We start from the raw sequence: 25,897 nt of genomic DNA, 5'->3' as shown, positions 1-25,897 counted from the left end.
CTGGCTTTGAGCTCTGGCTTGGAGCTCTGGCTTTGTCATGGCTTTTGGGCCGATGCCGAGGAAGCGAAACACCTCCCTTCTCCCGCTTGCGGGAGAAGGTGCCCGAAGGGCGGATGAGGGCGCTTTGGCCTTTAAAGCAAAAGCTTGCCCTCACCCCAACCCCTCTCCCGCAGGCGGGAGAGGGGCTTCAAGCCCAAACCAAAACCAAAACCAAACCAAACCAAAGCAAAGCCAAAGCAAAGCCAAAGCCAAGCCGAAGCCGAAGCCGGAGCCCAGCCAGAGCCAGAGCCAAAACCGAAGCGAAACCAAGCCAAGCCAAGCCAAGCCGGGCCAAGCCCGGCCGGGCCGAAGCCAACCAGCCTGACGACCGAGCTGAAGCCCAAAACAAAACACCCAAAAAGCAGAAAACCCGGCCTTGGCCGGGTTTTCCTCATGCAACAGCGGGTCAGCCGTAAAACACCTTACTCGCCGCGCGTTACACGCTCTTCGGCTTCCAGGATCTTCTGCTGATCGAAGAACGCCATGATGTCCTTCATGATCGGCCAGGTGCCCTCACGGCCCAGTGCCGACACCAGATACCACGGGCCAGTCCAGCCCAGTTGCTTGATGATCTGCTCAGCCGCCAGCTTGGCTTCATCCTCGAACATCAGGTCGGCCTTGTTCAGCACCAGCCAACGCGGCTTCTTCAGCAGCTCCGGATCGTGCTTGCCCAGCTCGCGCTCGATCGCACGCACCTGCTCAACCGGCGAAATGCCCTCGACACCACCTTCCATCGGCGAGATATCAACGAGGTGCAACAACAGGCGGGTGCGCTGCAGATGACGCAGGAACTGCGCTCCCAGGCCAGCACCATCGGCCGCACCCTCGATCAGGCCCGGAATATCGGCGATCACGAAGCTACGGTAATTCTCGACCTTCACCACACCCAGGTTCGGGTACAAAGTGGTGAACGGGTAATCAGCGACCTTCGGCGTTGCTGCCGACACCGCACGGATCAAGGTGCTCTTGCCCGCGTTGGGAAAGCCCAGCAGGCCAACGTCGGCCAGCAGCTTCAACTCCAGCTTGAGCAGGCGCTCCTCGCCCTCTTCACCCGGAAGCGCCTGGCGCGGCGCACGGTTGGTGGAGCTCTTGAAGTGCATGTTGCCCAGGCCGCCCTTGCCGCCCTTGGCCACCAGCAGGCGGTCGCCATGCGTGGTCATGTCGCCAATGACTTCATCGGTATCGACGTTCATCACCACGGTGCCAACCGGCACGGTGATGATCAGGTCTTCGCCGCCCTTGCCATAGGCCTGGCGGCCCATGCCATTCTCGCCACGCTGCGCCTTGAAAATGCGGTCATGGCGGAAGTCGACCAGGGTGTTCAGATTTTCGTCGGCTCGGATCCAGACACTGCCGCCATTGCCGCCGTCGCCACCATCCGGACCACCGAGCGGAATGAACTTCTCGCGGCGAAAGCCGATACAGCCATTGCCGCCGTTGCCAGCGATGACTTCGATCTCCGCTTCGTCTACAAGTTTCATGAATTTAACGCCGGGATTAGGAAATGGGGATTGGGGAATAGCAAAAGCAGGTACTGCCCATTATCGGCCCTGCACCCCGGAATGTCGGGGTTCCAACGAAAAACCCCGCCGAAGCGGGGCTCTCGTCAGCAGCCCACACCGGAGTATGGGCGGCTTGCGCGTACGGAATTAAGCTTCCGTGACAACGCTGACGGTACGACGCTTGTTGGCGCCCTTCACCGTGAACTCAACCTTGCCATTGACCAGCGCGAACAGCGTGTGGTCACGGCCCAGGCCGACGCCGGTACCCGGGTGGAACTGGGTGCCGCGCTGACGCACGATGATGTTGCCTGCTTCGATGGCCTGGCCACCGAAGATCTTGACGCCGAGGTATTTCGGGTTGGAATCGCGACCGTTGCGCGAGGAACCTACGCCCTTTTTATGTGCCATGACGGATGCTCCTTAGCAATTAGCCGGCGATGCCGGTGATTTCGATTTCGGTGTAGTACTGACGGTGACCCTGACGCTTCATGTGGTGCTTACGGCGACGGAACTTGATGATCCGGACCTTGTCGGCGCGGCCATGGGCCACAACCTTGGCGGTCACCGAAGCGCCCTTCAGCGCGTCACCCAGCTTGATGCCATCGGCATCGCCGAGCATCAGGACGGTGTCAAACTTGATCTCGCTGCCGGCTTCGACTTCGAGTTTTTCCACGCGCAGGGTTTCACCCTGAACGACGCGGTACTGCTTACCGCCTGTTACCAGAACTGCATACATGACCAGACTTCCTCTGTAGTTATTGTGGTCGCCTTGCCCGCCGTCGAGGGCGGACAGAAGCGGGATTTTACCGGCCAGACCAAGCTCGGGTCAACCCACCCCCTGCCCTGATACGCCGGGGCTGAACGCCAGTTCAGGCCCGCGCCCGGGATCGGCCACATGGGCGGGAAACAGCACTGGCAAAACTGGCAATTGCCCCCAAATGACAAGGTCGCTAGGCTGATTGACTGCCGTCAGCGACGCCCCCACACCCCCTGCTACCGGCCCCCAAGCCGGCAGTGGTCCAAATCGGATTTCCCATGGCGATGGATTTCATCCGCATCCGCGGTGCGCGGACGCACAACCTCAAGAACATCGACCTCGACCTGCCCCGCGACAAATTGATCGTGATCACCGGCCTGTCCGGCTCGGGCAAGTCCTCGTTGGCGTTCGACACCATCTATGCCGAAGGCCAGCGCCGCTATGTCGAGTCGCTGTCGGCGTATGCGCGGCAGTTCCTGAGCGTGATGGAAAAGCCCGACCTGGATCACATCGAAGGCCTGTCGCCGGCGATCTCCATCGAGCAGAAGTCGACCTCGCACAATCCGCGTTCGACCGTGGGCACCATCACCGAGATCTACGACTACCTGCGCCTGCTCTACGCCCGTGTCGGCAGCCCGCGCTGCCCGGACCACGGCTACCCGCTGGAAGCGCAGACCGTCAGCCAGATGGTCGACCAGGTGCTGACCCTGGATCCGGAGCAGCGTTACATGCTGCTGGCGCCGGTCATCCGCGAGCGCAAGGGCGAACACGCCCAGGTCTTCGACCAGCTGCGCGCGCAGGGTTTCGTGCGTGTCCGCGTGGATGGTGAACTGTACGAAATCGATGAAGTGCCGGCGCTGACCCTGCGCCAGAAGCACACCATCGAGGCGGTGATCGACCGTTTCCGCCCACGCGAGGACATCAAGCAACGCCTGGCCGAAAGCTTTGAAACCGCGCTCAAGCTGGGCGACGGCATGGCCACGGTGATGGCGCTGGAAGCCGCCGACACCACGCCGCAGCTGTTCTCCTCCAAGTACAGCTGCCCGGTCTGCGACTACGCGCTGCCGGAACTGGAACCGCGCCTGTTCTCGTTCAACTCGCCGGTCGGCGCCTGCCCGGGCTGCGACGGTTTGGGCGTGGCCGAGTTCTTCGACCCGAACCGCGTGGTCGTGCATCCGGAGCTGTCGCTGGCCGCCGGCGCGGTGCGCGGCTGGGACCGCCGCAACGCCTATTATTTCCAGCTGATCGCCTCGCTGGCCAAGCACTACAAGTTCGACGTGGATGCCACCTGGCAATCGCTGCCGGACAACGTCAAGCAGGCCGTGCTGTACGGCAGCGGCGAAGACCAGATCACCTTCACCTATTTCACCGAAGCCGGTGGCCGCAACCAGCGCAAGCACCGCTTCGAAGGCATCATCCCCAACCTCGAACGCCGCTACCGCGAGACCGAATCGCCGGCCGTGCGTGAGGAGTTGGCCAAGTACATCAGCTCGCGGCCGTGCCCGGAGTGCAAGGGTGCACGCCTGAACAAGGCTGCGCGCAATGTATTCGTGGCCGACCGCCCGCTGCCGGAAATCGCGGTGTTGCCGATCGACGAGGCCAAGCGTTTCTTCAGCGAGCTGAGCCTGCCTGGTTGGCGCGGTGAGATCGCCACAAAAATCGTCAAGGAAATCGGCGAGCGACTGGGCTTCCTGGTCGACGTCGGCCTGGATTACCTCACCCTGGAACGCAAGGCCGACACCTTGTCCGGCGGCGAAGCACAGCGCATCCGCCTGGCCTCGCAGATCGGTGCCGGCCTGGTCGGCGTGATGTACGTGCTCGACGAGCCGTCCATCGGCCTGCACCAGCGCGACAACGAACGCCTGCTCGGCACCCTCACCCGCCTGCGCGACCTCGGCAATACGGTGATCGTGGTTGAGCATGACGAAGACGCAATCCGGCTGGCCGACTACGTGGTCGACATCGGCCCGGGCGCTGGCGTGCACGGCGGCGAAATCGTCGGCCAGGGCCAGCTGCAGGATCTGCTGGACGCGCCGCGTTCGCTGACCGGTCAGTACCTGTCGGGCAAGCGCCGCATCGAGATTCCGGCACGTCGGCACAAGCCCAATCCAAAGATGACGCTGCGCCTGCGCGGCGCCAGCGGCAACAACCTGAAGAACGTGGACCTGGACATTCCGTCGGGCCTGCTGACCTGCGTGACCGGTGTGTCCGGCTCGGGCAAGTCGACGCTGATCAACGACACCCTGTTCTCGCTGGCCGCCAACGAGATCAACGGTTCTTCGCACCCCATCGCCAAGTACAAGAGCGTGGAGGGGTTGGACCTGTTCGACAAGGTGGTGGACATCGACCAATCGCCGATTGGCCGCACCCCGCGTTCCAACCCGGCAACCTATACCGGCCTGTTCACGCCGCTGCGTGAGCTGTACGCACAGGTGCCCGAAGCGCGTGCGCGCGGTTATTCGCCAGGCCGTTTCAGCTTCAACGTGCGCGGCGGCCGCTGCGAAGCCTGCCAGGGCGATGGTCTGATCAAGGTGGAGATGCACTTCCTGCCGGACGTGTATGTGCCGTGCGATGTCTGCCACGGCAAGCGCTACAACCGCGAGACGCTGGAGATCCTGTACAAGGGCTACAACATCAACGACGTGCTGCAGATGACGGTCGAAGATGCGCTGCGCCTGTTCGAGCCGGTGCCGTCGATCGCACGCAAGCTGGAAACGCTGATGGACGTGGGTTTGAGTTACATCAAGCTGGGTCAGAGCGCGACCACGTTGTCCGGCGGTGAGGCGCAGCGCGTCAAACTGTCCAAGGAATTGTCGCGCCGTGATACCGGCCGCACCTTGTACATCCTCGACGAGCCGACCACCGGCCTGCACTTCCACGACATCGAAGCCCTGCTCGGCGTGCTGCACAAGCTGCGCGACGAGGGCAATACGGTGGTGGTGATCGAGCACAACCTGGACGTGATCAAGACCGCTGACTGGATCGTCGATCTGGGTCCGGAAGGTGGCCATCGTGGCGGCACCGTGCTGGTCACCGGCACGCCGGAAGACGTGGCGGCGCATCCGGATTCCTACACCGGTCAGTTCCTGGCCAAGATGCTGCCTTCCACCAGCGCGCGCCCCGAACAACCGGCCGCGGTTGCCAACAAGCCCGATGCGCGCCCGCCGCGCAAGGAAAAGCCGGTCAAGAAGGCGGCCGCCAAGAAGGCTGCAGCCCCCGCAAAGAAGAAGGCTTCGAAATGAGCAACGAGCACAAGCAACTGGCCCGCGTACCGATCAGCGTGCGCTGGCGCGACATGGACTCGATGGGCCACGTCAACAATGCCAAGTACGTGTCCTACCTGGAGGAAGCGCGCGTGCGCTGGATGCTAGGGGTGGAAGGCGTGTCGATGAATGATCGCATCGCCCCTGTGGTGGCCAATACCAACATCAACTACCGGCTGCCGATCGTGTGGCCGAACGACATCGTGGTGGAGTTGTTCGTCGAACGCCTGGGCAACAGCAGCGTGACCATCGGTCACCGCATCGTTGACCAGAACGATGACAGCAAGCTGTATTCGGACGGCAATGTGGTGGTGGTGTGGATGGACACCCAGACCGGCAAGAGCGCGCCGTTGCCGGAGGCTGTGCGCGGGGCTTCGAGCTGAGACGCACCTGACCCTTCTCCCTCCGGGAGAAGGTGCCCCGAAGGGGCGGATGAGGGTCGGTTCAGCACTGGCGTTGCGAGCAGTGCGGTGCTTCGCTCGCACCCTCTCCTCAACCCCTCTCCCGGCGGGAGAGGGGCTAAATCTGCAGTTGCGGGCATGGCGTCTACCTGCCTGCATCCGCGCAGTCTTACTTCAACGCTACCTTCGGAAAATCCACCGGCACATCCAACGCCACGTTGATGTAGTTGGTGAACAGATTCAACGCGACATGCGCGAGAATCTCGACGATCTGCTCGTCGCCGAACCCTGCGCTGCGCAGCGCCGCTACATCGGCATCATCCAGCTGCGCACGCTGCTCCACCACCTTCAACGCGAAACGCAGTGCGGCCGCGGTACGCGCGTCATCGGACTGGCCTGCCTGTGCCGATGCCATTTCGGTTGCGGTAGCGCCGGCCTGCTGGCCCAGCACGGTATGCGCGGCCAGGCAGTATTCGCAGCGGTTGCGGTTGGCAATGGCGACGGCGATCTGCTCGCCCAGCTTGCTGCCAAGCGTGCCCTTGCCCAAGGCGCCAAACGCTGTCCACATGCTCTGCAATGCCGCCGGCGAATTGGCTACTGCCTTGAACATGTTCGGCGTTGCGCCAAAGGCCTGGTGGATCTGCGCCAACAGTGGCTGGCTGGCGGCCGGAACGGTCTGGGTCTGCAGGTTGATACGTGACATGGCGATCTCCTGATCGATTGGAATGGGCTGCCGGGCACTGCGCCCGTGAGCAAAGTATTGCCAACCAATCAGAACCATTTGATACGATCAGTCCACCAAACAAACCAATTGATACAGATGAGCACACTTCCGCCCGTGGATCGCCTGGCCGGCGTGCTGGAGAACTTCCGCTTCCAGGCGCAGCTGTTCCACTCCGGCCCGCTGTGCGGACTAACCAGCTTCGATGCGGATGAAGGCCATGCCCATCTGCATGTGCTTCGGCGCGGGCAGCTTGAAGTCAGCCATCCGGGCAGCCGTGATGTCCCGGCCTCGATGCACTTCAACGAGCCGACTCTGCTGTTCTATCCACGCCCGCTCAGCCATCGCTTCCACAACCCGCCACGCGACGGCGCCGACTTCACCTGCGCCCGCCTCGACTTCGATGGCGGCAGCGCCCATCCGCTGGTACGCGGCCTGCCGTCGCTGATCGCGCTGCCACTAGCCCGCATCCCCGGGCTGGCGATGACACTGGAACTGCTGTTCAACGAAACCGACCATGTCCGTTGCGGCCAGCGTCTGCTCACCGACCGCTTGTTCGAGGTGCTGGTCATCCAGCTGCTGCGCTGGTTGCTGGATCACCCACAGGAAGCAGGCATTCCGGCCGGCTTCATCACCGGCTTGTCGGATCCGCGCCTGGCACGCGCGCTGGCGGCCATGCACGACCGTCCGGGCGAAATCTGGTCGCTGAACAGCCTCGCCGAACAGGCCGGGATGTCACGCACCGCTTTTGCCAACAGCTTTCGCGATGTGGTCGGGCAGACCCCGCTCGACTACCTGACCGATTGGCGTATCGCCCTGGCCCAGCGCCGGCTGCGCCAGGGCCGGCCGATCAAGGCGCTGGCCGACGAGCTGGGCTATGCCAATGCGTCGGCGCTGTCGCGCGTGTTCGCCGCGAAAACCGGCATGGCGCCGCGCGAATGGTTGAAACAGCGCAGTGACTGACAACCCGGCGGCAGACCTGCTAAAGGCAACGCGCTAGCGCGCAGGCGCCTCGCGCCGTAGCTGCAGCAGTCCGTCGATCCTGGTTCCATCTTCCAGGCTGAGCCGCAGCGGCAACTGCGCGCCTTCGGCAAGCGGCACCTCCGGCTGCATCAGCATCAAATGCATGCCACCGGGCTTGAGCTCGACCGTTGTGCCCGCCGCGATCGGCAGGCGTTCGATTTCGCGCATCCGGCTCACCCCCTGCACCATCGTGGTTTCGTGCAAGGACACCTCGCCGAACGCCTTGCTGCCGGCGCCGATCACCACCACCTCGCCGGCACAATCGTTGCGGATCCGCGCATAGCCCGCCGCCATCCGCATCGGCCCCGGTGTCAGCCGCACCCAGCCCTGCTCCAGCTTCACGCAGGCAGGCGCCGCGGCCGATGCCTCGAATGCCCACAGGGCCAACAGTACGCACACGAATGGTTTGGTTATCATCGGGCCACGACTCCTTGCCGTACGAGAAACCGCAGCATGACCACGCTCATCGAAGTGATCAACCATGGCCCCATCCGCGAACTACGCCTCGCCCGGCCGCCGGTCAACGCGCTGGACACCGAGCTGTGCCGCGCCCTGATTGCCGCCGTCACCCTGGCCATGAGCGACGACGTGCACGGCATCGTGCTGTCCGGCAGCGAGCGCATTTTCACCGGCGGCATGGACGTACCGCACCTGCTGTCGCATGGCGATGACAAGCGCAAGCTGATGGACAGCTGGCAGGCCTTCTTCGGCGCCGCGCGCGCCCTGGCCGAGAGCCGCGTGCCGGTGGTGGCTGCACTGACTGGCCATTCGCCGGCCGGCGGCTGTGTACTGGCGCTGTGCTGCGATTACCGGGTGATGGCGCGCAGCACCGACCCCGCCAAGCCCTATGTGATCGGCCTGAACGAGGTACAGGTGGGCCTGGTGGCACCGGAAGGCATCCAGCGGCTGATGCGTCGCGTGGTCGGCCCGCACCGCGCTGGCGTATTGCTGAGCGGCGGCCAGCTGGTCAGTGCCGAACGTGCACTGGAGATCGGCCTGGTCGATGAACTGGCCGACGGCGCCCCGCTGGTGGTCCAACGCGCCATCGGCTGGCTGCAGGCCCAGCTCAAGCTGCCGCCGCAGCCGATGCTGCAGACCCGCGCCATTGCCCGTGCCGACCTGCACGAGGCCATGCAAGCCGAGCACATCCAGCTGGAGCGCTTTGTCGAAGCCTGGTTCTCGGCCGATGCGCAGGGCGCTTTGCAGGCCTTGGCGGCCCGGCTCGGCAAATAAGCCAGCAACGAGAGGACAGGAACCAGCAACTCGCAAAAGCAGCTGTCAAAGCCGGGGGCACTGCTGTTGCAGTTGCCCTTTCTGCCTGCTGGTTCCTGATCACTCGTTCCTGATCCCGTGTTGCTGGCCCCTATATAATCCCGGTCTGTCGAAATGAAGGCCGCCGCCTTGTCCAACACCCCCGAACCCGTGGTTTCCGAACTGATTGACCTGCTGTCGCTGGAGCGGCTGGAGGACAACCTGTTCCGCGGCCAGAGCCGTGATATCGGCACCAAATACGTGTTCGGTGGGCAGGTGCTGGGGCAGGCGCTGGCGGCAGCGCAGGCCACGGTCGAAAACGGCCGTCACGTGCACTCGCTGCACGCCTACTTCCTGCGCGCCGGCAATATCGACCACCCCATCGTCTACGACGTGGACCGCACCCGCGATGGCGGCAGCTTCTCGGTGCGCCGGGTCACCGCGATCCAGCACGGCAAGGTGATCTTCTTCTGCGCGGCCTCGTTCCAACAGGCAGAAAGTGGCGCCGAGCACCAGCACAAGATGCCGGAAGTGCCGCAGCCCGAAGACATCGAACCGCAACGCCCGCTGCCCGCCGATGTGCTGGAGCGGCTGCCGGTCAAGGTGCAGCGCTGGCTGTCGCGTGGCGGTCCGTTCGAGTTCCGCCACGTCTATCCGCGTGACGAACTGAACCCGCCCAAGCGCCCGCCCTACCACCAGGTGTGGCTGCGCTTGAACGAGAAGATCGGCGACGCGCCGGAACTGCATCAGGCGCTGTTGGCCTATGCCTCCGATTTCCACCTTCTGGGCACGGCAACTTTTCCGCACGGCATCAGCTACTACCAGCCGCACGTGCAGATGGCCTCGCTGGACCACGCCATCTGGTTCCACCGCCCGTTCCGTGTTGATGATTGGCTGCTGTACTCGCTGGACAGCCCAAGCGCGCAGGATTCGCGCGGGCTGGCACGTGGCCAGTTCTATACCCGCGATGGCGTGCTGGTCGCCAGCACCGCGCAGGAAGGGCTGATCCGTGTGACCCCCGACGACAACCAAGCGAGCAAGGGCTGAACCATGCGCAAGATTTTCAGCAGCCAGCGCGTCGAGAACGCCGAAGGCGTGGCGCAGATTCTGCGCGACGCCGGCATCGAGGTGCGCGTCACCAATGGCCGCTCGTACCACAGCAAGCGGCGCGGCCAGTTCAGCTATACCGACAAGGTCAACAACGAGAACCAGCCAGCGGTCTGGGTGGTGCACGCCAACGACCAGCCGCGCGCGCGCGAAATCCTGCGCGACAAACGCCTGCTCGACACCACCCGCCGTGACCACCCCACCGCCGAATACGCCTTCCGCGATGCCCCTGCCGAAACCGGCACCGGCCGCAACTGGGCCTGGCGCATCCGCATCGCGCTGCTGGTGGTGATTGCCGGCGTGGCGCTGGTGATCATGCTGCGCCATCGCAATGCGCCCGCCCCCGTACCGGCTCCCGCCGATACCGCGGCGCAAAGCCAGCCCGCCGCTGCGCCACCGACCGAAGACGAGTTCCGCGTACGCATCCAGCCGCAGCCCGACAGCCAGCCGAAGGCACCGGCACCGGCGCCAGCACCGGAAAAATAACCGGTCACATCGCGCTTCGGCGTTCGTCCTGTTTGGCAGTACCGTCGCAAAGGCCTGTCCGATGAGCACCGAAACGCTGGAGACCCTGCTGCAGAACGAGCTGCCCGCCGCCCGCAAGGGCTGCACGCAGTCCTACGGGCGGATCGTGGTGGCCTGCCAGAACACGGTGACCGCCATCGCCCTGGCCATCACCCGCGATGTGCATGCCAGCGAGGACATCGCCCAGGAAGCCTTCATCAAGGCCTGGCAGCAACTCACCCAGCTCAACAATGCAGCCAGCTTCCTGCCCTGGCTGCGGCAGATCACCCGCAACCTGGCCCGCGATTGGCTGCGCACCAACCGCAACCGTCCGCTCAGCGGCGAGGCCGCGGAAATCGCCATCAGCATGGCCGCCGATCCCTCGCCCAATGGCATGGATGCGATGGCACGGGTGGAGGAAGAACTGGTCGCCGAGGAGATCATCTCGACCCTGCCCGAAGACAGCCGCGAAGCCCTGCTGCTGTACTACCGCGAAGGACAAAGTTCGCAGCAGGTAGCGCTGCTGCTCGGCCTGAGCGATGCAGCCGTGCGCAAGCGGCTGTCGCGGGCCCGCGCCAGCGTGCGCGAGGAAATGCTCAAGCGCTTTGGCGAATTTGCACGTAGCAGTGCACCCGGTGCGGCATTTGCCGCGTTCGTCAGCTCGGCGCTGATGCTGGCTGCACCCGGCACCGCCAGCGCGGTGATCCTCGGCACCAGCGCAAGGGTCGCAGGCACAGGGGTCGGCAAGCTGGGCATTGGCGGCCTTGGCGCAAGCACCGCCAGCAGCGGTGCGGCAGCGGGCACGCTGGGGGCCGTGATCAACAACCTGTTCCCCAATTCCTTCGCGGTCTGGGTGGTGCTGGGCTCTGTCGTGCTCGGCACCGGGGCGACCTATCTCTCCAATCTCTACCTGTTGAGCTATGCCGAGACGGCGGAGGAAAAACGCAGCATTCGGCGCTTCATGCGCTTGATCACCCTCAGCGCATTTGCGTTCTGCATCTGCACCATGGCCGGCGTGGCGTTGCGCATGGGCGTGGCCGGCGGACTGGCAACGATGGCCGTGGGCATGATCGTTCTGAACTACCAGTATCTTGTGATCCTGCCCCCGCTGATGGCGCCCATGCTCGCCCGCGACGCAGCGCGGCACGGGCGCAAAGGCCCCACCTGGGTCTACCAGAGCATGTTCGGGCGCAGCGCCATTGCCCTCACAACGCTGATCGTGGTGGCACTGGTGCTTTTCGTCCTGCTGCGGCACTGAAGCAGGCAAACAAAAACCCCCGCTGTTGCCAGCGGGGGGGTGTCGATAGGCGCCTCTCCGGATTTACTTCGCAGCCGGAGTCTGCGGTGGCATCGGGCCACGCGGGCCGCGGTGATCACGATGACCGTCGTTGCGTGCGGCCTCCAGTTCGGCCGGGCTCAACTTGCCGTCCTTGTTGGTATCGGCCTTGGCAAACCATTCGGCACGACGCTGTTCGGCGCGGGCCTGGCGATCAGCCTGGTCGATGTAGCCGTCCTTGTTGACGTCCAGACGAGTGAAATTGGCCTGGTACTCGGCGGCACTGATGCGGCCGTCGTGATCGGTGTCCATGCCGCGCATGAAGCCACCATCACGCTGCCCGTGCATGCCGCCATGACGGCCGCCGCCGTGACGTCCGGCGTGGCGCTGCGGCATTTCCTCGCGCTGCAGCTTGCCGTCCTTGTTCTTGTCCAGTTCGTCAAAACGCTGCGCCAGACGCGGATGCGCTGCTGCTTCCTGGCGGTCAACCACGCCATCGTTGTTGGCGTCCAAACGCGTCGGCGCTGGCTTCGGATCGGCCGGTGCAGCTGCCAAAGCCAAGCCGGTCGCCGAGGTGGCCAGCAGCATCGCCAGCAGGAGGAGAGGTTTGCGGTGGGTCTGGGTCATGGTGTGGCTCCGTGGTGAGACTGCGGACGCGGCATTGCGTCCTCGCTACGGTCAACGCGCCAACCGCCGCACCGGTTGACCTGTACACCGGCGATATTCATCGCGCAGACAGGCGCAGGTTTTGCGACGCACCGCCGCTATGCTGTGCACATGGCAGCCCACGGCGACAACAACGAAGAACTGCGCCTGTTCCAGACCGGCGAGCACGCCTGTGGCTATTGGCCGGAACGGCAGGCGCGCGACCTGGTGCTGGATCCGCAGGATCGGCGCCTGGGCGCACTGTATCCAATGGCCTTGACCTGGGGCTTCCGCCGCTCCGGCGACCTGGTCTACCGCCCGCACTGCGAAGGCTGTCGCGCCTGTGTACCGGTGCGCATACCGGTGGCGCGTTTCAACCCGGACCGCAGCCAGCGCCGCTGCCTGGCCCATAACGCCGACCTGGACTACCGGATCCTGCCCGCCGAACGTACCGAGGAGCAGTTCGCGCTGTACCAGCGCTACCTGCAGCACCGCCATCTGCATGGCGGCATGGACGACCACGGCCCGCACGAATTCGATCAGTTCCTGATCGGCAGCTGGTCGCACGGCCGCTTCATGGAGATCCGCACCCCGGGCGCTGCCGGCAAGCGCGGGCAGTTGCTCGCCGTTGCAGTCACCGATGTCACCGAGCAGGGCTTGTCAGCGGTCTACACCTTCTTCGACCCGGAGCAGGCCAAGCGCAGCCTGGGCACCTACGCCATCCTGCAGCAGATCGCCTGGGCGCAGCGCAATGGCCTGCCGCATCTCTACCTGGGCTACTGGATCAACGGCCATCGCAAGATGGACTACAAGCGGCGCTTCCATCCGCTGGAGTATTTTGACGGCAAGCGCTGGATGCCGGGCGGCCAGGACAACGCCGATGGCTTTCCTTGAGTGGGAACCCACTCAATTGTGACCCCTTGATACACATTTAACCGGTATTTATGCAGAATGGGAATGTCATCGCGCATCGTGGTGGCGCAAGGAAGTACCCATTCAACAGGAGCAATGCGTGAAGACCCAACTACTGATTCTGGCTGCAATTGGCACCCTGGCCCTGGCCCTGGCCGGCTGCAAGAAGGCCGAAACCCCGGCCACCGACGCACCGGCCGCTGCACCGGCTACCGCCGCCGCCGAAGTTACCCCGGCTCCGGCCAGCGACACCGTCAAGGCCGGTACCGGCGTCCCCGAATGCGACCAGTACCTGGAAAAGGTCTACGCCTGCATCAGCGACAAGGTCCCCGAGGCCCAGCGCGACATGATGAAGCAGGGCATCGAGCAGTCGCGTAGCGCCTGGGCCGGCGTGACCGACAAGACCGAACTGGCCAACCAGTGCAAGACCGCGCTGGAACAGGCCAAGACCAGCTTCGCCCCGATGGGCTGTACGTTCTAAGCAACGTTACCGCGCTGTCCACGAACGCCCCGCTTGCGGGGCGTCCGTGTTTTCGCCTCATCGTCATGGCGACGTGAGAAAATCCATGGATGCGCATCTCAACCCTACTCGCCCCGATGACCCTGCTGCTGGCAGCCTGTTCCACCTCACCCAGCGGCAGCGCCGCCGCGCCGGAGCAACTCCGGCTGGCCACCTACAACACCTCGCTGTACTCCGATGACGAAGGCGGCCTGATCCGCGAGCTGCAGGGCGACAGCGCGCATGCGCGCAAGATCGCTGCTGTGCTGCAACAGGCGCGCCCGGATCTGGTCCTGCTCAACGAATTCGATTTCGACGACGCACACCGTGCCGCCGACCTGTTCCAGCAACGCTATCTTGAAGTCGCCCAGCCCGGCGGCGGCGAACCGCTGAAATACCCCTACCGCTATCTGGCCCCGGTCAATACCGGCGTCCCCAGCGGCCTGGACCTGGACAACAACGGCAGCGTCGGCGGCAAGGGCCGCGAGCGCGGCAACGATGCCTGGGGTTACGGCCTGCACCCGGGCCAGTACGGCATGCTGGTGCTGTCCAGGTACCCCATCGATGAAGCTGCCGTGCGCACCTTCCAGTTGTTGAAGTGGAGCAGCATGCCCGGCGCGCTGCGCCCGGTCGATCCCGGCACCGGCAAATCGTTCTGGCCGGACGCGGTGTGGTCGCAGCTGCGGTTGTCCTCGAAGTCGCATTGGGACGTGCCGGTGCGCACCCCGCTGGGCACCGTGCATGTACTGGCCTCGCATCCCACCCCGCCGGTGTTTGATGGCAAGGAAAAGCGCAACGCCGCGCGCAACCACGACGAACTGCGGCTGTGGAAGGAATACCTGGACGGCGGCGACAAGCCCTGGCTATGCGATGACAAGGGCAGCTGCGGTGGCCTGGCCGCCGATGCACGCTTCGTCATCGTCGGTGATCTGAACAACGATCCGGCCGATGGTGACGGCCGCCACGACGCCATCCTCGAACTGCTGGAGCACCCGCGCGTGCTGCGCTACCCGACCCCGACCAGCGTTGGCGCCGAGCAGACCAGCTTGGCCTATGCGGAAAAAGGCATCGTCCGCCGCGGCGCACCCCAGCACGCCACCGGCGACTTCGGCCCGCGCTCGGGCACGATGCGGCTGGACTACGTACTGCCTTCCACCGGGCTGAGCTACATCGGCAGCGGCGTGTTCTGGCCTGCCAATGACAGCCCGGAGGCGAAGATCGCCGATGGCAGCGACCACCATCTTGTCTGGGTGGATGTGAAATAAGAAAACGCCGGCTTAGCCGGCGTTTTTTTGCTTCTGGTTTTTGTGGGAGCGGCGTCAGCCGCGAAGCTCATACATCATCAGATCACGCTGCTTCCTGCTGCTCCAGCAATGCCAGCTTCGCGGCTTACGCCGCTCCCACAAAGCAATGGCGACCCGCGCATGTAGGAGCGGCGTCAGCCGCGAGGCTCGCCCCTCCCCAACCCTCCCCTTGCCTTCGGCAAAGGGAGGGAGCAGAGCGCTCAGCGCAGTTCGATGCCAATGGCCGCTGCGGCATCACGCGCGATCGCGCGGGCCTGGTCCACGTCGGCGGCGCGGGCAAGGGTCACGCCGACGCGGCGCTGGCCCTGCACCATCGGCTTGCCGAACAGGCGCAGCGCCGAATCCGGATGGATCAATGCTTCGGCCACGTTGCTGAAGAACGGCACGCCATTGCCCTGCGCCAGCATCGCGCACGACGCCGATGCGCCGTTGTGGCGGATGTTCGGGATCGGCAGGCCGAGGATTGCGCGCGCATGCAATGCGAACTCGCTCAGTTCCTGCGACACCAGCGTGACCAGGCCGGTATCGTGCGGCCGCGGTGAGACTTCACTGAACCACACTGCGTCGCCTTTCACGAACAGCTCGACACCGAACAGACCCCAGCCACCGAGGTCATCGGTAATCGCGCGGGCAATCTGCTGCGCACCTTCCAGTGCCTTGGCCGACATCGCCTGCGGCTGCCAGCTTTCGCGGTAATCACCGTCCTTCTGCAGATGGCCGACCGGATCGCAGAACGCGGTGCCGCCGGCATGGCGCACGGTCAGCAGGGTGATCTCGTAATCGAAGTCGATGAAGCCCTCGACGATGCAGCGACCGGCGCCGGCACGGCCGCCGGTCTGCGCGTATTCCCATGCCGGGCCGATGTCTGCCTCATTGCGCAGCGTGCTCTGGCCCTTGCCCGAGGACGACATCACCGGCTTGACCACGCACGGCAGACCAATCGCGGCAACGGCGTCGCGGTACTCGGCTTCGGTATCGACGAAGCGATATGGCGAGGTCGGCAGGCCCAGGGTTTCTGCAGCGAGCCGCCGGATGCCTTCGCGGTCCATGGTCAGACGCGCGGCGCGCGCGGTCGGGATGACCCGCAGGCCCTGCTCGGCCTCCAGCTGCACCAGGGTTTCGGTATGGATGGCCTCGATCTCGGGCACCACCAGATGCGGCTGCTCCTGCGCGATGAGCCCCTTCAGCGCGGCCGGGTCCAGCATGTCCAGCACATGGCTGCGGTGGGCCACCTGCATGGCCGGGGCATTGGCGTAACGGTCGGCGGCAATCACTTCCACCCCGAAACGCTGCAGCTCGATGGCCACCTCCTTGCCCAGTTCACCCGAACCAAGCAGCAGGACACGGGTGGCGGACGGGGACAACGGGGTACCGAGGGTGATCATCAGGCAGGTCCGGAAGGGCGATAAAGAGGGTGCCTATTCTAGGCAAGCCGGCCCGGCAAGGGGTGGCGTGGTGGCCTGCTAACCCCGTAGCCCGGGTAAGCGCAGCGCACCCGGGGATTCACAGCGATGACCTTTGCCGTTGACGCCGAGAGCCCACCCCCGGGTGCGCTGCGCTTACCCGGGCTACCGGGCCTGGCCGGAAGCCGATTGTCAGAACCGCTTGCATGTTGATATCAATTTGATATCTTTCGTTTCAACCACCACGGAAGACGTGCCATGAAAGAGAAGTCCCTCGGTTCGATGTCCGGCATTCCCACTCTGCTCGGCACCATCGTGATGATGCTGGTCGGCGCCGTCGCCATCATCGCCGCCATTGTTGTCACCAAAAAAGGCATCGGCGGCGGCGGGATGCTGGTCCTGTCCGGCATCGTGCTGGTCACCGTGGGCATCTTCCTCAGCGCCGGCCTGTACATGGTGCAGCCCAACCAGGCCGCGGTGATCAGCCTGTTCGGTAAGTACGTGGGTACGGTCAAGGACAACGGCCTGCGCTGGAACAACCCCTTCTATAGCAAGCGCACCGTCAGCCAGCGCGTGCGCAACTTCGAAAGCGGCAAGCTCAAGGTCAACGAGCTGGATGGCTCGCCCATCGAAATTGCCGCCGTCATCGTCTGGCAGGTGGTTGATGCCTCCGAAGCGGTCTACAACGTCGACGATTACGAAAGCTTCGTGCACATCCAGTCCGAATCGGCGCTGCGTGCGATGGCTACCAGCTATCCCTACGACCAGCACACCGAAGGCCAGTTTGCCCTGCGCAGCCATGCCGCCGAGATCTCCCAGCACCTGAAGGACGAACTGGCCGAACGCCTGGCCGACGCCGGTGTGCAGGTGCTCGACGCACGCATCAGCCACCTCGCCTACGCACCGGAAATCGCCCAGGCCATGTTGCAGCGCCAGCAGGCCAGCGCGGTGATCGCTGCACGCACCCAGATCGTTGCCGGCGCCGTCGGCATGGTTGAGATGGCGCTGCTGGAACTGCAGAAGAACGCCGTCGTCACCCTGGACGAAGAGCGCAAGGCGCACATGGTCAGCAACCTGTTGACCGTCCTGTGCTCGGACCGTGGCACCCAGCCGATCGTCAATGCCGGTTCGCTGTATTGAACAACGTAGTGAGGTAATCGTAGTGAATGTCTTCGCCCCCCTGATCATTGCCGCCACCGGCATCCCCGCCCTGTGTTTCGCCGTATGGAGCGGACGCCCGGGCACCGCGCATGCGCGTGGCATGGGGCTGCGTTGGGCCTTGATAGCGCTGTGCATGTTCGTGGCGGCCACCGGCGTCTACCTGGCCGGTGACAACCGCAACATCGCCTACGGCGTGGTCATCGCCCTGGTGGTCGCGGTCAATGCGCTGGGTATCTCCCTGCTGCTGCATCTGCGTCGCGGCAACAACGGAGCACCCCGCCGGTGAGCGAAAAAAAGGCCTATCCGCTGCGCATCAACGCTGATGTTCTGGCCGCGACCCAGCGCTGGGCCGATGACGAGCTGCGCAGCCTCAACGCACAGATCGAGTATGTGATCCGAGACGCCCTGCGCAAGGCCGGGCGCCTGCCCAAACCCAAAGCTGATGACAAGGAAGAGCAATGAGCAAGCGTTGGCAGTACCTCACCGTCGAACTTTCTCCGTCCATGCTCAAGGGAGGCCCGGCCAGCGACAAACTGCAGGCCGAGCTGACCAAGCAGGGCAACCTTGGCTGGGAACTGGTCAACATGGTGCACTACGGGCAATTCGCACCGGCAATGCTGATCTTCAAGAAGGAGCAGTGATGAAAGCGCCGCGTGCATGGATCACAGGGCTTGCACTGCTGGCAGCGGCGGCAACCGCCAACGCAGGCGAGGCGCCGGCCACACTCGCGGGCCGCCTGCTTGATCAACTTGATGCCGCGCAATACGCAGCCGCCGAAGCCAACTTCTCGGCACAGATGAAAGCTGCAGTCCCGGCCGAAAAACTCAAGGCGGTGTGGGAGTCATTGCCCGCACAGATGGGCGCGGCAGGCCCGCGCGGCACCGCGGTAACCAGCGAAGCGGACGGCTTCCGCATCGTCGTCATTCCCCTGCAGTACGCCAATGGCAGCCTGCAGGCGCGCATCGCACTGGACAAGGACGACAAGGTTGCCGGCTTCCTGGTGCAGCCCGCCGCCGCGCCGCCAGCACCCGCACCGGCCGCCGATGCCCGCTATATCGAGAAGGATTTCAGCGTACCTGCCAGTGGCAACGCGAGCGCCGCGCTGCCGGGCACGCTCACCTTGCCCAAGGGCAAGGGCCCCTTCCCCGCCATCGTGCTGGTGCATGGCTCCGGGCCGCAGGACCGCGACGAAAGCATCGGCCCCAATCGCCCTTTCCTCGACATCGCGCGCGGCTTGGCCGCGCAGGGCATCGCCGTGCTGCGCTACGAAAAACGCAGCCATGCGCGTCCGCAGGATTTCAAAACGACTTTCAGCATCGATGACGAAACCACGGACGATGCCGTGGCCGCGGTGCGTGCGCTGGCCGCTGCCGCTGATATCGATCCCCGGCATATCTATCTGCTCGGCCACAGCCAGGGCGGACTGCTGGCCGGCCGCATCGCCAAGGCCGCCAACGGCACGCTGGCGGGGCTGGTACTGCTGGCTGCACCGGCACGCCCCATCCTCGACCTGCTGGCCGAACAGAACCGCTACATGGCCAACCTCGACGGTACGATCAGCGCCGACGAACACGCGCAGCTGGCAGCGCTGGATGCCGCCATCGCTGCGGTGCGCACCAATCCGGACGCACGCCTGATGGAGATCCCGGGCCGTTTCTGGCAGCAGCTGGAACAGGTCGACCCGGTTGCCGATGCGCGCGACAGCCAATTGCCCATCTTGCTGCTGCAGGGCGGCCGCGACTTCCAGGTGGTCGACGCCGATTGGCAGCGATGGAACCAGGGGCTGAAAGGCGAGCGCTACCGCTTCCGGCACTACCCCGCACTCAATCACCTCGGCATCGCCGGTGAAGGCCAGGGTTCGCTGCAGGAATATGCGCGCCCCGGCCATGTCGATGCCGCGCTGATCAACGACATCGCACAGTGGATCAAGGCACAGCCATGAGCAGCCGCAGCAGCACCGGCGCGCCCGCAAACGCGTCATTGAAGGTCGCCGCCCCTACCAGCTCACTGCTGTTCTGGCTGTGGTCGCCGATGCTGCTGGTGCTCAGCATCGACCCCTTGATCAGGCTGTTCGCGGGCAAGCTGCCGTTCGAGGCGGCGTTCAACTCCTGGGGCGGCTGGTTGGTGCTGCCGCTGGTCGGCATCGCCTTGACCCTGGCCTATCGCCGCCGCGAGCTGTGCCTGGACCCGCAGCAGCTGACCATCGCCGCCACCCTGTATACCTGGCACATCCCGCTGAGTTCGATGTGGATCGAGCGTGCGCGCATCGTCAACTTTGCCGAGAACCCCGACTTCAAGCCCGGCATGAAGTCCAGCGGCTTCCAGTTCCCCGGTTTCCGCGCCGGCCGTTTCCATATGAAGGATGGCGGCAAGGGCTTCTGCCTGATCACCGATGACAGCCGTGTGCTGGTCATCCCCTTGCGTGACGGCAACAGCGTACTGATCAGCCCCGAGCAGCCGCGCGCATTGCTGGATGAACTCAGGCGACTGGCCGGCAACGGCGCGCGGGCCTAAGCTGCGCGTATGCGCAACGCTCCCCATATCCTGCTCAACACGCCCGACATCGAGATCTGGCCGGGCGGCCTGCTGCGTGCACGCAGCAGCGACGATGCCCGCGTCCTTGCCCGCGCAAGCCATGTGCTGCGGCGCAAGCGCGATGGCCGCTACCTGGCTGCACAGCTGCGCGGCGGGCTGATGCCGCTGGTCAACCGGCTGGCGGACGAGCCCGGTATCGACTTTGCATTGACCGCACTCGACGCCCTGCGCACGCAGCCCTCACGCATACCGCCGCCGGGCGGCAGCTTGCCGCTGCTGCAACTGCATCTACACCTGCAGCAACTGGACCTGGATGCCGACGCCTATGCCGCCCAGACCGGCCTGCCGCTGGTCGCCGAGCCTGCGCATCTGCACCTGGCCGGCTTTGATCGCTACCGTCGCCCGCTCTGGCTGACCACCGCTGCAGCGCGCGGCTGGCAGCGCATGCAGCAAGCCGCCGCCATCGATGGCGTGGCGCTGGATGCGATCTCCGGCTACCGCAGCCACGACTATCAACTCGGCATTTTTGAACGCAAGCTCGCGCGTGGCCTGAGCGTGGACGAGATCCTCACCGTCAACGCCGCCCCCGGCTACAGCGAGCACCATGGCGGCGATGCGCTGGACATCAGCACGCCCGGCGAACCGCCGGCCGAGGAATCCTTCGAGCACACCGCCGGGTTTGCCTGGCTGCAACAGCATGCAGCGCGTTTCGGCTTCCACATGAGCTACCCGCGCGACAACCCGCACGGCATCGTCTACGAGCCCTGGCATTGGTGTTACCGCCGCGCGGAAGCATCGTTGTAGGAGCGGCGTAAGCCGCGAAGCTGGCGATAAGCGAACCACCACTTGAGCCGCGCTGATTCCGCGCCGGAAAACACATAAGTGCAGGTTTTTGCGCGCAGGCATCATCTCCTGCGCTGAAGTTCCATCGGCTTCGCGGCTTACGCCGCTCCTACAAACGCAGGGGCTTCGGCTGCCTGCTCTGTCAGCTTCGCGGCTTATGCCGCTCCCACAACCTGCTGGTGCTGCTCAGTCCTGCGAGCGGTTGGTCTTTTGCTTGGGTTCGGTGCTGAAATCGGCGATGCGCCACAGATAGAGGCTGGCCCAGGTCCGGTATGGGCCCCAACGCTCACCGCGCTCGGCCAGGGCCTTGGGGGTCAGCATGGTCTCATCGCCATCCACACGCTGGGCGCCCTTGCGGATGCCCAGGTCATCTATCGGCAGGATGTCGGGACGCCCCAGCCGAAACATCAGCATCATTTCCACGGTCCAGCGGCCAATCCCGCGCACCGGAACCCAGGCCTCAACGATGGCGTGGTGATCCATCAGCGACATCTGCCGCAGGTTGGGCAATTCGCCCGCCGCCTCGCGCCGGGTCAGGTCGCGTAATGCCAGTGCCTTGTTGCCCGATACGCCGCAGGCACGCAGGGCGGCATCATCGATCAGGCCCAGACTGGCGGCATGCAGGCGTTTGCTGCCAATCGCGGCCTCCACCCGCCCGACGATGGTCGAGGCAGCCTTGCCACTGAGCTGCTGGAACAGGATTGCCCGCGCCAATGCATCTACCGGATCGAAGCGACGTACCCAGCCCTCAGGGGCCGGCAACGGCCCCAGCCGGCGCATCCAGCCGGCCAGGCGCTTGTCCACGCGCTGCAGATGCGCCTGGGCAGCATCGATGTCGAAACCGCGGCCGTAACGGGGCATGGCTCAGCGACGCAGGGCACTGAGTGCCAGCAGCAACCACCCGCCCATCAAGGTCATGCCACCGGCCGGCGCCAGGGTCGTCGGCCACTGCATCAACACATTGCCAACCAGGCTGCCGGAGAACAGCAACGTCCCCACCAGCAGCACATACAGTGCGCCGCGCCCGAGCTGGTTCAACGAGGCCGCGCCCAGACAGACCAGCACTACACCATGGCCGAATGCGTACAGCGCGGCGGTATTCAAATGCGACTGCGCCAGCGCCTCGCTCACACCATGCGAGGCATAGGCCGAAAGCCCGACCGCCGCCGACGCCAGCAGGCCGCCGCAGAACGCAAGAAACGAGGGCTTACGCGTCCGCCGTTCCACTCCCAACATGTCCTTCTCCCGTCAATCAAGCCAGCGCTGGCCACAAAAAAAAACGCGCCGCTGGAAGCGGCGCGTTTCTTCGATCAGATCATCGTCAACAACCGATGATTACTTGACCGCCCAGTAGAGGTCGTAGGAACCATCAGTGGTGAAGGCCTTGGCCACGCCACCCTTCCACGACTCATACGGACGATCAACAACTTCGTTGCCGGTGGTGGTTGCCCAAGCACGCAGGCCGTTACGGGCCAGGTCCAGGCCAGCCATGTGGCCGGTGTAGGAAGCAAATGCCGAGCGGTGTGCCGGAGCGTGCACGTAGGTCACCGGGTTGCCCGCGGGGATCTTGACGGTCAGTTCGGCAGCGTCACCGGCAGCAACCGGTGCAGCAGCAACGGCCGGAGCAGCAGCTTCGCCGTCCTTCTTGTCGGCAGCCGGGGCAGCAGTGCCCTTGCGAACCGGCAGCGCCACGTCGAAGGCGTACTTCTCAGCACCGAAATCGGTGGTGACGATACGCACCGGACCAGCAGCGACCAGACCATTGGCATCCATCGTGCGCTTGATCCATTCCATGTTGTCGTCGATCGACTTCTGGATGGCATCGTTGTTGCGGTCGATGTTGCCGGCGTTGACCACCAGCAGGTTTTCAGCCGGCACCTGGATGACCTTCAGGTCGACCAGCGGTGCTTCTGGAGCAGCGTAGTCAACGTTCGGCACCGAGGCCAGCATGTTGGCCATGCGCGACAGACCCAGCTTCAGGTCGTCACCGATGTGACGGCTGACGTACAAGCCGGCGTAACGACCAAACAGGTCGAAACCGTACTTGACGCTGTAGTCCTGGGTGATCTTGACGTTGCGGTCGTTCTTGCCGGTCGGCTCGAGCGTGAACGAGGTGACCTTGTCGGTACCGCGCGTTGCATCATCAATGGCGATCACGACGCGCTTGTTCTTCTCGCTATCGGTGATCTCCCAGCTACCCTGGCCCAGGTCCTTGGAGGAAAACTCCATGCGTGCGCCCTTGCCGGCGTCCGGACCACTGAACTTCAGCTCCACTGCCTTGTCGCGCAGCACAAGCGGATTCCAATCCTTGAAGCGGCGCAAGCTGTTGACCGTGTCATACACGATGGTCATCTTGCGATTGGTTTCGATGCTTTCGGTAATGTGGCGCTCGCCCGGCAGACACACGCCAATGAGGACAAACAGGCCAGCCACGATCCCCAAGGCGATCAGGAACTCGATAATACGGGTCATTCAGGAGTCTCCGGGGCCGATCCCACGGCCGGGTTGATTTGAAGGGAAGCCCCCATCCTATCAGGGTTTCCGCAGGTTGTTCAGCACATTTGGCGCACCGGTTTCCATTACCAGAACGCGCTATCTCCATGCCAGGTTGCAGGGTAGCGCATCAACCGCCAACCCTACGCGCCTTCAGCCGATAGCTTGGGCCGTATTTCGTGTGCAGGGCGGCTATTTTCCACCCTCTCAGGTGCCCAGCACCAGCCCTGCCGGCATCTTTTCGCAATCAGTCTGCCGCATTCATCCAGCGTCGGGCAGACGCGCCCGCAGCGCCCCCTTGCTCAGACCAGCTGCAGCTCAAATGCCTTGAGCACGGCACGGGTACGGTCGCGCACACCCAGTTTGGAAAGAATATTGGAGACGTGGTTCTTGATGGTGCCCTCGGCCACGCCCAGCGAATTGGCGATCTCCTTGTTGGAGAAGCCACTGGCCATCAGCCGCAGGATCTCGGTCTCGCGGTCGGTCAACGGGTCCGGCCGGTCCAGGCTGACGAACTCGTTGCGCATGTGCTCCAGCCCGGACAGCAGGCGCTGGGTCACCGCCGGCTGCACCAGCGAGCCGCCGTTTGCCACGGTACGGATGGCACCGACCAGCTGCTCAAGGGTCACATCCTTGAGCAGGTAGCCCTTGGCGCCGGCCTTGAGCCCGGCCAGAACCAGCTGATCATCATCAAAGGTGGTCAGGATGATCGAGGGCGGCAGCGTGCCGGCGCGACTCAGCGTCTGCAGGGCCTCCAGCCCGGACATTACCGGCATGCGCATATCCATCAGCACCACGTCCGGTTGCACCTGCGGTATCACTTCCACCGCCTGCCGCCCGTCGATGGCTTCGGCCACCACTTCGATGCTGTCATCCAGCGCCAGCAACGAGCGGATGCCCTGCCGTACCAGGGTTTGGTCGTCGACCAGACAGACACGGATCATCAATTCACTCCTTGCGGCCCTGAGGCCAACATCATATTGGTTACCAGTGGCAGGCTGGCGCGAAGACGGAAACCCTCACCGCGTCGCGCCGAAACATCCAGCACACCCCCATACTGCGCCAGCCGTTCACGCATGCCGCGCAAACCATTGCCCGGCATTATTTCCTCGAAATCGCCACCGATACCGTCATCATGCGCGCTGATGAGGACTTGTTCAGCGTCGCGCTCGACCTTGATCCAGAGATTGCGGGCACCGGCATGGCGCACCGCATTGGTGATGATCTCCTGCGTACAGCGCAGCAGCACATGCGCGCGCTCGGGATCTTCGACGTTGAAGGGATCATCCACCTGCAGATGGATATCCAGCGACGGTACCCGCTCGGTCAACGGCCGCAAGGCCGCCGCCAGGTCAATCGCGCCGCTCTCGCGCAGCTGGCTGACCGCCTCGCGCACATCGGTGAGCAGCAATTTGGCCAGCGTATGCGCCTGCCGCACATGCTCCTGGGCCTGGCCTTCGGTGATATGCCCGGCCACTTCAAGATTCAGGCTCAGCGCGGTCAGGTGATGGCCGAGCAGATCGTGCAGCTCGCGTGAAATACGGGTGCGCTCGTTGACCCGGGCACTTTCGGCCAGCAACAGACGGGTGGCGCGCAGCTCGGCATTCAAGCGCCGCTGCTCCTCACGTGCCTGGGTCTGCTGCCGGGCCACCAGGCTGGTGACAAAGATGAACATCGAGAAGCCGCCGTACAGCAGCGACTGCAGCAGCGCCTCGAACAAGGGCAGGCCCAGGATCAGGTTGTAGACCGGCAACACCGCCAACTGGCTCAGCACCAGCCAGATGATCCCCACCCAGCGGCTCAGCAGCCACGGGATCACCCCGGCCGCCACCATCATCAGAATGCTGCCCAGACCGGTGGCCGACAGGTAGCTCACCGCCAGCGCCGATACCGTCAGCACCAGCAGCGCCAGGCGGTCGTACCAGCTGGTATGGCCGGCGGCATTGAGCCCGCGGGTCAGCCAGAAATAGCAGCCACCGAAGGCCAGGTAGGCGACGAACAGCCAAACCGCCTCGCCGGCAGCCGGCTGCAGCACGCCCTCTTCCGGGGCGTACTGGGTATAGACCAGGGGCAAGCTGACCAGGGCCCAGGTAAACAGGCCGGCCAGGCGGAGCACACGGGTATGGCTGAGGTATCCCAACATCGGGCCATGGTAAGGATCCGGCGACCTGAGCGCCCTCCCTCGTAAGTCATGGGTACCGATGATGGGTCCGGCTCGCCCGGCTCGGCTGACCCATGCGATAATCGCGCCACAGCCC

The 25,897-nt window shown here is 64.5% G+C and carries 29 protein-coding genes; 17 read left to right on the top strand and 12 right to left on the bottom strand.

The genetic code is table 11. The features are described from left to right. Positions 1-461 precede the first annotated feature (461 nt). From obgE to rplU, 3 genes are all read right to left on the bottom strand, one after another. The gene (obgE, locus tag ABB27_RS17090) at positions 462-1,520 is read right to left on the bottom strand and encodes a GTPase ObgE (RefSeq protein ID WP_057630169.1); all 1,059 of its coding nucleotides are present in this window, start codon (positions 1,518-1,520) and stop codon (positions 462-464) included. 168 nt (positions 1,521-1,688) lie between these two features. Further along, positions 1,689-1,949 carry a 50S ribosomal protein L27 gene (rpmA, locus tag ABB27_RS17085; protein ID WP_057630167.1) on the bottom strand — a complete coding sequence of 87 codons (261 nt, stop codon included), beginning with the start codon at positions 1,947-1,949 and terminating at the stop codon, positions 1,689-1,691. Positions 1,950-1,968: 19 nt separating this feature from the next. Further along, positions 1,969-2,277 carry a 50S ribosomal protein L21 gene (gene rplU, locus ABB27_RS17080; protein ID WP_057630165.1) on the bottom strand — a complete coding sequence of 103 codons (309 nt, stop codon included), beginning with the start codon at positions 2,275-2,277 and terminating at the stop codon, positions 1,969-1,971. A gap of 299 nt (positions 2,278-2,576) precedes the next feature. Here rplU and uvrA point away from each other — a divergent pair, with 299 nt between their 5' ends. Next, entirely contained in the window at positions 2,577-5,540 is a 2,964-nt protein-coding gene (gene uvrA, locus ABB27_RS17075; RefSeq protein WP_057630163.1) for an excinuclease ABC subunit UvrA, read from the top strand. Beyond that, positions 5,537-5,944, top strand: a complete 408-nt coding sequence (locus tag ABB27_RS17070; RefSeq protein WP_057630162.1) for an acyl-CoA thioesterase — start codon at positions 5,537-5,539, stop codon at positions 5,942-5,944. Before uvrA ends, ABB27_RS17070 begins: the two co-directional genes overlap by 4 nt. 187 nt (positions 5,945-6,131) lie before the next feature. Here ABB27_RS17070 and ABB27_RS17065 read toward each other — a convergent pair whose 3' ends face one another. After that, positions 6,132-6,665: a carboxymuconolactone decarboxylase family protein gene (locus tag ABB27_RS17065; protein WP_057630174.1), complete on the bottom strand. Its 534-nt coding sequence runs from the start codon at positions 6,663-6,665 to the stop codon at positions 6,132-6,134. A 117-nt stretch (positions 6,666-6,782) separates the two neighbouring features. Between ABB27_RS17065 and ABB27_RS17060 the strand changes: the two genes are divergently transcribed. Continuing rightward, complete coding sequence (locus ABB27_RS17060; RefSeq protein WP_057630160.1) at positions 6,783-7,646, top strand: AraC family transcriptional regulator; 864 nt, start codon at positions 6,783-6,785, stop codon at positions 7,644-7,646. A 33-nt stretch (positions 7,647-7,679) separates the two neighbouring features. Here ABB27_RS17060 and ABB27_RS17055 read toward each other — a convergent pair whose 3' ends face one another. Next, positions 7,680-8,123 (bottom strand): copper chaperone PCu(A)C, encoded by a 444-nt coding sequence (locus ABB27_RS17055; RefSeq protein WP_057630158.1) that lies wholly within the window; start codon positions 8,121-8,123, stop codon positions 7,680-7,682. A gap of 36 nt (positions 8,124-8,159) precedes the next feature. Between ABB27_RS17055 and ABB27_RS17050 the strand changes: the two genes are divergently transcribed. From ABB27_RS17050 to ABB27_RS17035, 4 genes are all read left to right on the top strand, one after another. Continuing rightward, positions 8,160-8,939 (top strand): enoyl-CoA hydratase/isomerase family protein, encoded by a 780-nt coding sequence (locus tag ABB27_RS17050; RefSeq protein ID WP_057630156.1) that lies wholly within the window; start codon positions 8,160-8,162, stop codon positions 8,937-8,939. 153 nt (positions 8,940-9,092) lie between these two features. Next, a complete protein-coding gene (tesB, locus tag ABB27_RS17045; protein ID WP_057630154.1) occupies positions 9,093-10,004 on the top strand; it encodes an acyl-CoA thioesterase II in 912 nt (303 codons plus the stop codon). 3 nt (positions 10,005-10,007) lie between these two features. Further along, positions 10,008-10,550 carry a hypothetical protein gene (locus tag ABB27_RS17040; protein ID WP_057630151.1) on the top strand — a complete coding sequence of 181 codons (543 nt, stop codon included), beginning with the start codon at positions 10,008-10,010 and terminating at the stop codon, positions 10,548-10,550. A gap of 61 nt (positions 10,551-10,611) precedes the next feature. Next, the gene (locus ABB27_RS17035) at positions 10,612-11,826 is read left to right on the top strand and encodes an RNA polymerase sigma factor (protein ID WP_057630148.1); all 1,215 of its coding nucleotides are present in this window, start codon (positions 10,612-10,614) and stop codon (positions 11,824-11,826) included. 63 nt (positions 11,827-11,889) lie between these two features. On the opposite strand, the gene ABB27_RS17030 is transcribed toward ABB27_RS17035, so the two are convergent. Beyond that, positions 11,890-12,471: an EF-hand domain-containing protein gene (locus tag ABB27_RS17030; protein WP_057630146.1), complete on the bottom strand. Its 582-nt coding sequence runs from the start codon at positions 12,469-12,471 to the stop codon at positions 11,890-11,892. Positions 12,472-12,621: 150 nt separating this feature from the next. On the opposite strand from ABB27_RS17030, the gene ABB27_RS17025 reads away from it, so the two are divergent. The 3 genes from ABB27_RS17025 to ABB27_RS17015 all read left to right on the top strand — a co-directional run bounded on the left by ABB27_RS17025 (position 12,622) and on the right by ABB27_RS17015 (position 15,165). After that, positions 12,622-13,383 (top strand): arginyltransferase, encoded by a 762-nt coding sequence (locus tag ABB27_RS17025; protein ID WP_057630144.1) that lies wholly within the window; start codon positions 12,622-12,624, stop codon positions 13,381-13,383. Between the two features lie 118 nt (positions 13,384-13,501). After that, on the top strand, positions 13,502-13,882 hold the full coding sequence (locus ABB27_RS20075; RefSeq protein ID WP_057630143.1) for a hypothetical protein: 381 nt from the start codon (positions 13,502-13,504) through the stop codon (positions 13,880-13,882). 116 nt (positions 13,883-13,998) lie between these two features. Beyond that, the gene (locus tag ABB27_RS17015) at positions 13,999-15,165 is read left to right on the top strand and encodes an endonuclease/exonuclease/phosphatase family protein (RefSeq protein WP_244479265.1); all 1,167 of its coding nucleotides are present in this window, start codon (positions 13,999-14,001) and stop codon (positions 15,163-15,165) included. A gap of 239 nt (positions 15,166-15,404) precedes the next feature. Here ABB27_RS17015 and purT read toward each other — a convergent pair whose 3' ends face one another. Next, entirely contained in the window at positions 15,405-16,589 is a 1,185-nt protein-coding gene (gene purT / locus ABB27_RS17010) for a formate-dependent phosphoribosylglycinamide formyltransferase (protein ID WP_057630139.1), read from the bottom strand. Between the two features lie 276 nt (positions 16,590-16,865). Between purT and ABB27_RS17005 the strand changes: the two genes are divergently transcribed. Genes ABB27_RS17005 through ABB27_RS16975 form a run of 7 tightly spaced genes read left to right on the top strand, consistent with a single transcriptional unit; the run spans position 16,866 to position 21,107 of the window. After that, positions 16,866-17,747 carry an SPFH domain-containing protein gene (locus ABB27_RS17005; protein WP_057630137.1) on the top strand — a complete coding sequence of 294 codons (882 nt, stop codon included), beginning with the start codon at positions 16,866-16,868 and terminating at the stop codon, positions 17,745-17,747. Between the two features lie 22 nt (positions 17,748-17,769). Further along, positions 17,770-18,054, top strand: coding sequence for a hypothetical protein (locus tag ABB27_RS17000; protein WP_057630135.1), 285 nt, complete (start codon positions 17,770-17,772; stop codon positions 18,052-18,054). Continuing rightward, the gene (locus ABB27_RS16995) at positions 18,051-18,230 is read left to right on the top strand and encodes a type II toxin-antitoxin system antitoxin (RefSeq protein WP_057630133.1); all 180 of its coding nucleotides are present in this window, start codon (positions 18,051-18,053) and stop codon (positions 18,228-18,230) included. Before ABB27_RS17000 ends, ABB27_RS16995 begins: the two co-directional genes overlap by 4 nt. Next, entirely contained in the window at positions 18,227-18,409 is a 183-nt protein-coding gene (locus tag ABB27_RS16990) for a DUF4177 domain-containing protein (RefSeq protein ID WP_057630131.1), read from the top strand. The genes ABB27_RS16995 and ABB27_RS16990 overlap by 4 nt, the downstream gene beginning before the upstream one ends. Then, entirely contained in the window at positions 18,409-19,710 is a 1,302-nt protein-coding gene (locus ABB27_RS16985; protein ID WP_057630128.1) for an alpha/beta hydrolase, read from the top strand. The genes ABB27_RS16990 and ABB27_RS16985 overlap by 1 nt, the downstream gene beginning before the upstream one ends. Next, on the top strand, positions 19,707-20,282 hold the full coding sequence (locus ABB27_RS16980; RefSeq protein ID WP_057630126.1) for a PH domain-containing protein: 576 nt from the start codon (positions 19,707-19,709) through the stop codon (positions 20,280-20,282). Before ABB27_RS16985 ends, ABB27_RS16980 begins: the two co-directional genes overlap by 4 nt. Positions 20,283-20,291: 9 nt before the next feature. After that, on the top strand, positions 20,292-21,107 hold the full coding sequence (locus ABB27_RS16975) for a M15 family metallopeptidase (protein ID WP_057630124.1): 816 nt from the start codon (positions 20,292-20,294) through the stop codon (positions 21,105-21,107). 225 nt (positions 21,108-21,332) lie between these two features. On the opposite strand, the gene ABB27_RS16970 is transcribed toward ABB27_RS16975, so the two are convergent. The 5 genes from ABB27_RS16970 to ABB27_RS16950 form a co-directional block, all read right to left on the bottom strand. Beyond that, entirely contained in the window at positions 21,333-22,007 is a 675-nt protein-coding gene (locus tag ABB27_RS16970) for a DNA-3-methyladenine glycosylase family protein (protein WP_057630122.1), read from the bottom strand. A gap of 3 nt (positions 22,008-22,010) precedes the next feature. Then, positions 22,011-22,382, bottom strand: a complete 372-nt coding sequence (locus tag ABB27_RS16965) for a DUF423 domain-containing protein (protein ID WP_057630121.1) — start codon at positions 22,380-22,382, stop codon at positions 22,011-22,013. Positions 22,383-22,481: 99 nt separating this feature from the next. Continuing rightward, positions 22,482-23,618: a polyketide cyclase gene (locus tag ABB27_RS16960; RefSeq protein WP_057630119.1), complete on the bottom strand. Its 1,137-nt coding sequence runs from the start codon at positions 23,616-23,618 to the stop codon at positions 22,482-22,484. A gap of 323 nt (positions 23,619-23,941) precedes the next feature. Next, positions 23,942-24,583 carry a response regulator gene (locus ABB27_RS16955; RefSeq protein WP_057630117.1) on the bottom strand — a complete coding sequence of 214 codons (642 nt, stop codon included), beginning with the start codon at positions 24,581-24,583 and terminating at the stop codon, positions 23,942-23,944. After that, positions 24,583-25,782 (bottom strand): sensor histidine kinase, encoded by a 1,200-nt coding sequence (locus ABB27_RS16950; RefSeq protein ID WP_057630115.1) that lies wholly within the window; start codon positions 25,780-25,782, stop codon positions 24,583-24,585. The genes ABB27_RS16955 and ABB27_RS16950 overlap by 1 nt, the downstream gene beginning before the upstream one ends. Positions 25,783-25,897: the final 115 nt, after the last annotated feature.

Origin of the sequence: Stenotrophomonas terrae (assembly GCF_001431465.1) — a bacterium.
Classification (GTDB): Bacteria; Pseudomonadota; Gammaproteobacteria; order Xanthomonadales; family Xanthomonadaceae; genus Stenotrophomonas; species Stenotrophomonas terrae.
This window is presented reverse-complemented; position numbering and strand designations above follow the sequence as displayed.

Bases quoted from the DNA above. Each gene is read 5' to 3' on its own strand.
- obgE (WP_057630169.1), bottom strand. From the start codon at position 1,520: ATGAAACTTGTAGACGAAGCGGAGATCGAAGTCATCGCTGGCAACGGC.
- rpmA (WP_057630167.1), bottom strand. From the start codon at position 1,949: ATGGCACATAAAAAGGGCGTAGGTTCCTCGCGCAACGGTCGCGATTCC.
- rplU (WP_057630165.1), bottom strand. From the start codon at position 2,277: ATGTATGCAGTTCTGGTAACAGGCGGTAAGCAGTACCGCGTCGTTCAG.
- uvrA (WP_057630163.1), top strand. From the start codon at position 2,577: ATGGCGATGGATTTCATCCGCATCCGCGGTGCGCGGACGCACAACCTC.
- ABB27_RS17070 (WP_057630162.1), top strand. From the start codon at position 5,537: ATGAGCAACGAGCACAAGCAACTGGCCCGCGTACCGATCAGCGTGCGC.
- ABB27_RS17065 (WP_057630174.1), bottom strand. From the start codon at position 6,665: ATGTCACGTATCAACCTGCAGACCCAGACCGTTCCGGCCGCCAGCCAG.
- ABB27_RS17060 (WP_057630160.1), top strand. From the start codon at position 6,783: ATGAGCACACTTCCGCCCGTGGATCGCCTGGCCGGCGTGCTGGAGAAC.
- ABB27_RS17055 (WP_057630158.1), bottom strand. From the start codon at position 8,123: ATGATAACCAAACCATTCGTGTGCGTACTGTTGGCCCTGTGGGCATTC.
- ABB27_RS17050 (WP_057630156.1), top strand. From the start codon at position 8,160: ATGACCACGCTCATCGAAGTGATCAACCATGGCCCCATCCGCGAACTA.
- tesB (WP_057630154.1), top strand. From the start codon at position 9,093: ATGAAGGCCGCCGCCTTGTCCAACACCCCCGAACCCGTGGTTTCCGAA.
- ABB27_RS17040 (WP_057630151.1), top strand. From the start codon at position 10,008: ATGCGCAAGATTTTCAGCAGCCAGCGCGTCGAGAACGCCGAAGGCGTG.
- ABB27_RS17035 (WP_057630148.1), top strand. From the start codon at position 10,612: ATGAGCACCGAAACGCTGGAGACCCTGCTGCAGAACGAGCTGCCCGCC.
- ABB27_RS17030 (WP_057630146.1), bottom strand. From the start codon at position 12,471: ATGACCCAGACCCACCGCAAACCTCTCCTCCTGCTGGCGATGCTGCTG.
- ABB27_RS17025 (WP_057630144.1), top strand. From the start codon at position 12,622: ATGGCAGCCCACGGCGACAACAACGAAGAACTGCGCCTGTTCCAGACC.
- ABB27_RS17015 (WP_244479265.1), top strand. From the start codon at position 13,999: ATGACCCTGCTGCTGGCAGCCTGTTCCACCTCACCCAGCGGCAGCGCC.
- purT (WP_057630139.1), bottom strand. From the start codon at position 16,589: ATGATCACCCTCGGTACCCCGTTGTCCCCGTCCGCCACCCGTGTCCTG.
- ABB27_RS17005 (WP_057630137.1), top strand. From the start codon at position 16,866: ATGAAAGAGAAGTCCCTCGGTTCGATGTCCGGCATTCCCACTCTGCTC.
- ABB27_RS16990 (WP_057630131.1), top strand. From the start codon at position 18,227: ATGAGCAAGCGTTGGCAGTACCTCACCGTCGAACTTTCTCCGTCCATG.
- ABB27_RS16985 (WP_057630128.1), top strand. From the start codon at position 18,409: ATGAAAGCGCCGCGTGCATGGATCACAGGGCTTGCACTGCTGGCAGCG.
- ABB27_RS16980 (WP_057630126.1), top strand. From the start codon at position 19,707: ATGAGCAGCCGCAGCAGCACCGGCGCGCCCGCAAACGCGTCATTGAAG.
- ABB27_RS16975 (WP_057630124.1), top strand. From the start codon at position 20,292: ATGCGCAACGCTCCCCATATCCTGCTCAACACGCCCGACATCGAGATC.
- ABB27_RS16970 (WP_057630122.1), bottom strand. From the start codon at position 22,007: ATGCCCCGTTACGGCCGCGGTTTCGACATCGATGCTGCCCAGGCGCAT.
- ABB27_RS16965 (WP_057630121.1), bottom strand. From the start codon at position 22,382: ATGTTGGGAGTGGAACGGCGGACGCGTAAGCCCTCGTTTCTTGCGTTC.
- ABB27_RS16960 (WP_057630119.1), bottom strand. From the start codon at position 23,618: ATGACCCGTATTATCGAGTTCCTGATCGCCTTGGGGATCGTGGCTGGC.
- ABB27_RS16955 (WP_057630117.1), bottom strand. From the start codon at position 24,583: ATGATCCGTGTCTGTCTGGTCGACGACCAAACCCTGGTACGGCAGGGC.
- ABB27_RS16950 (WP_057630115.1), bottom strand. From the start codon at position 25,782: ATGTTGGGATACCTCAGCCATACCCGTGTGCTCCGCCTGGCCGGCCTG.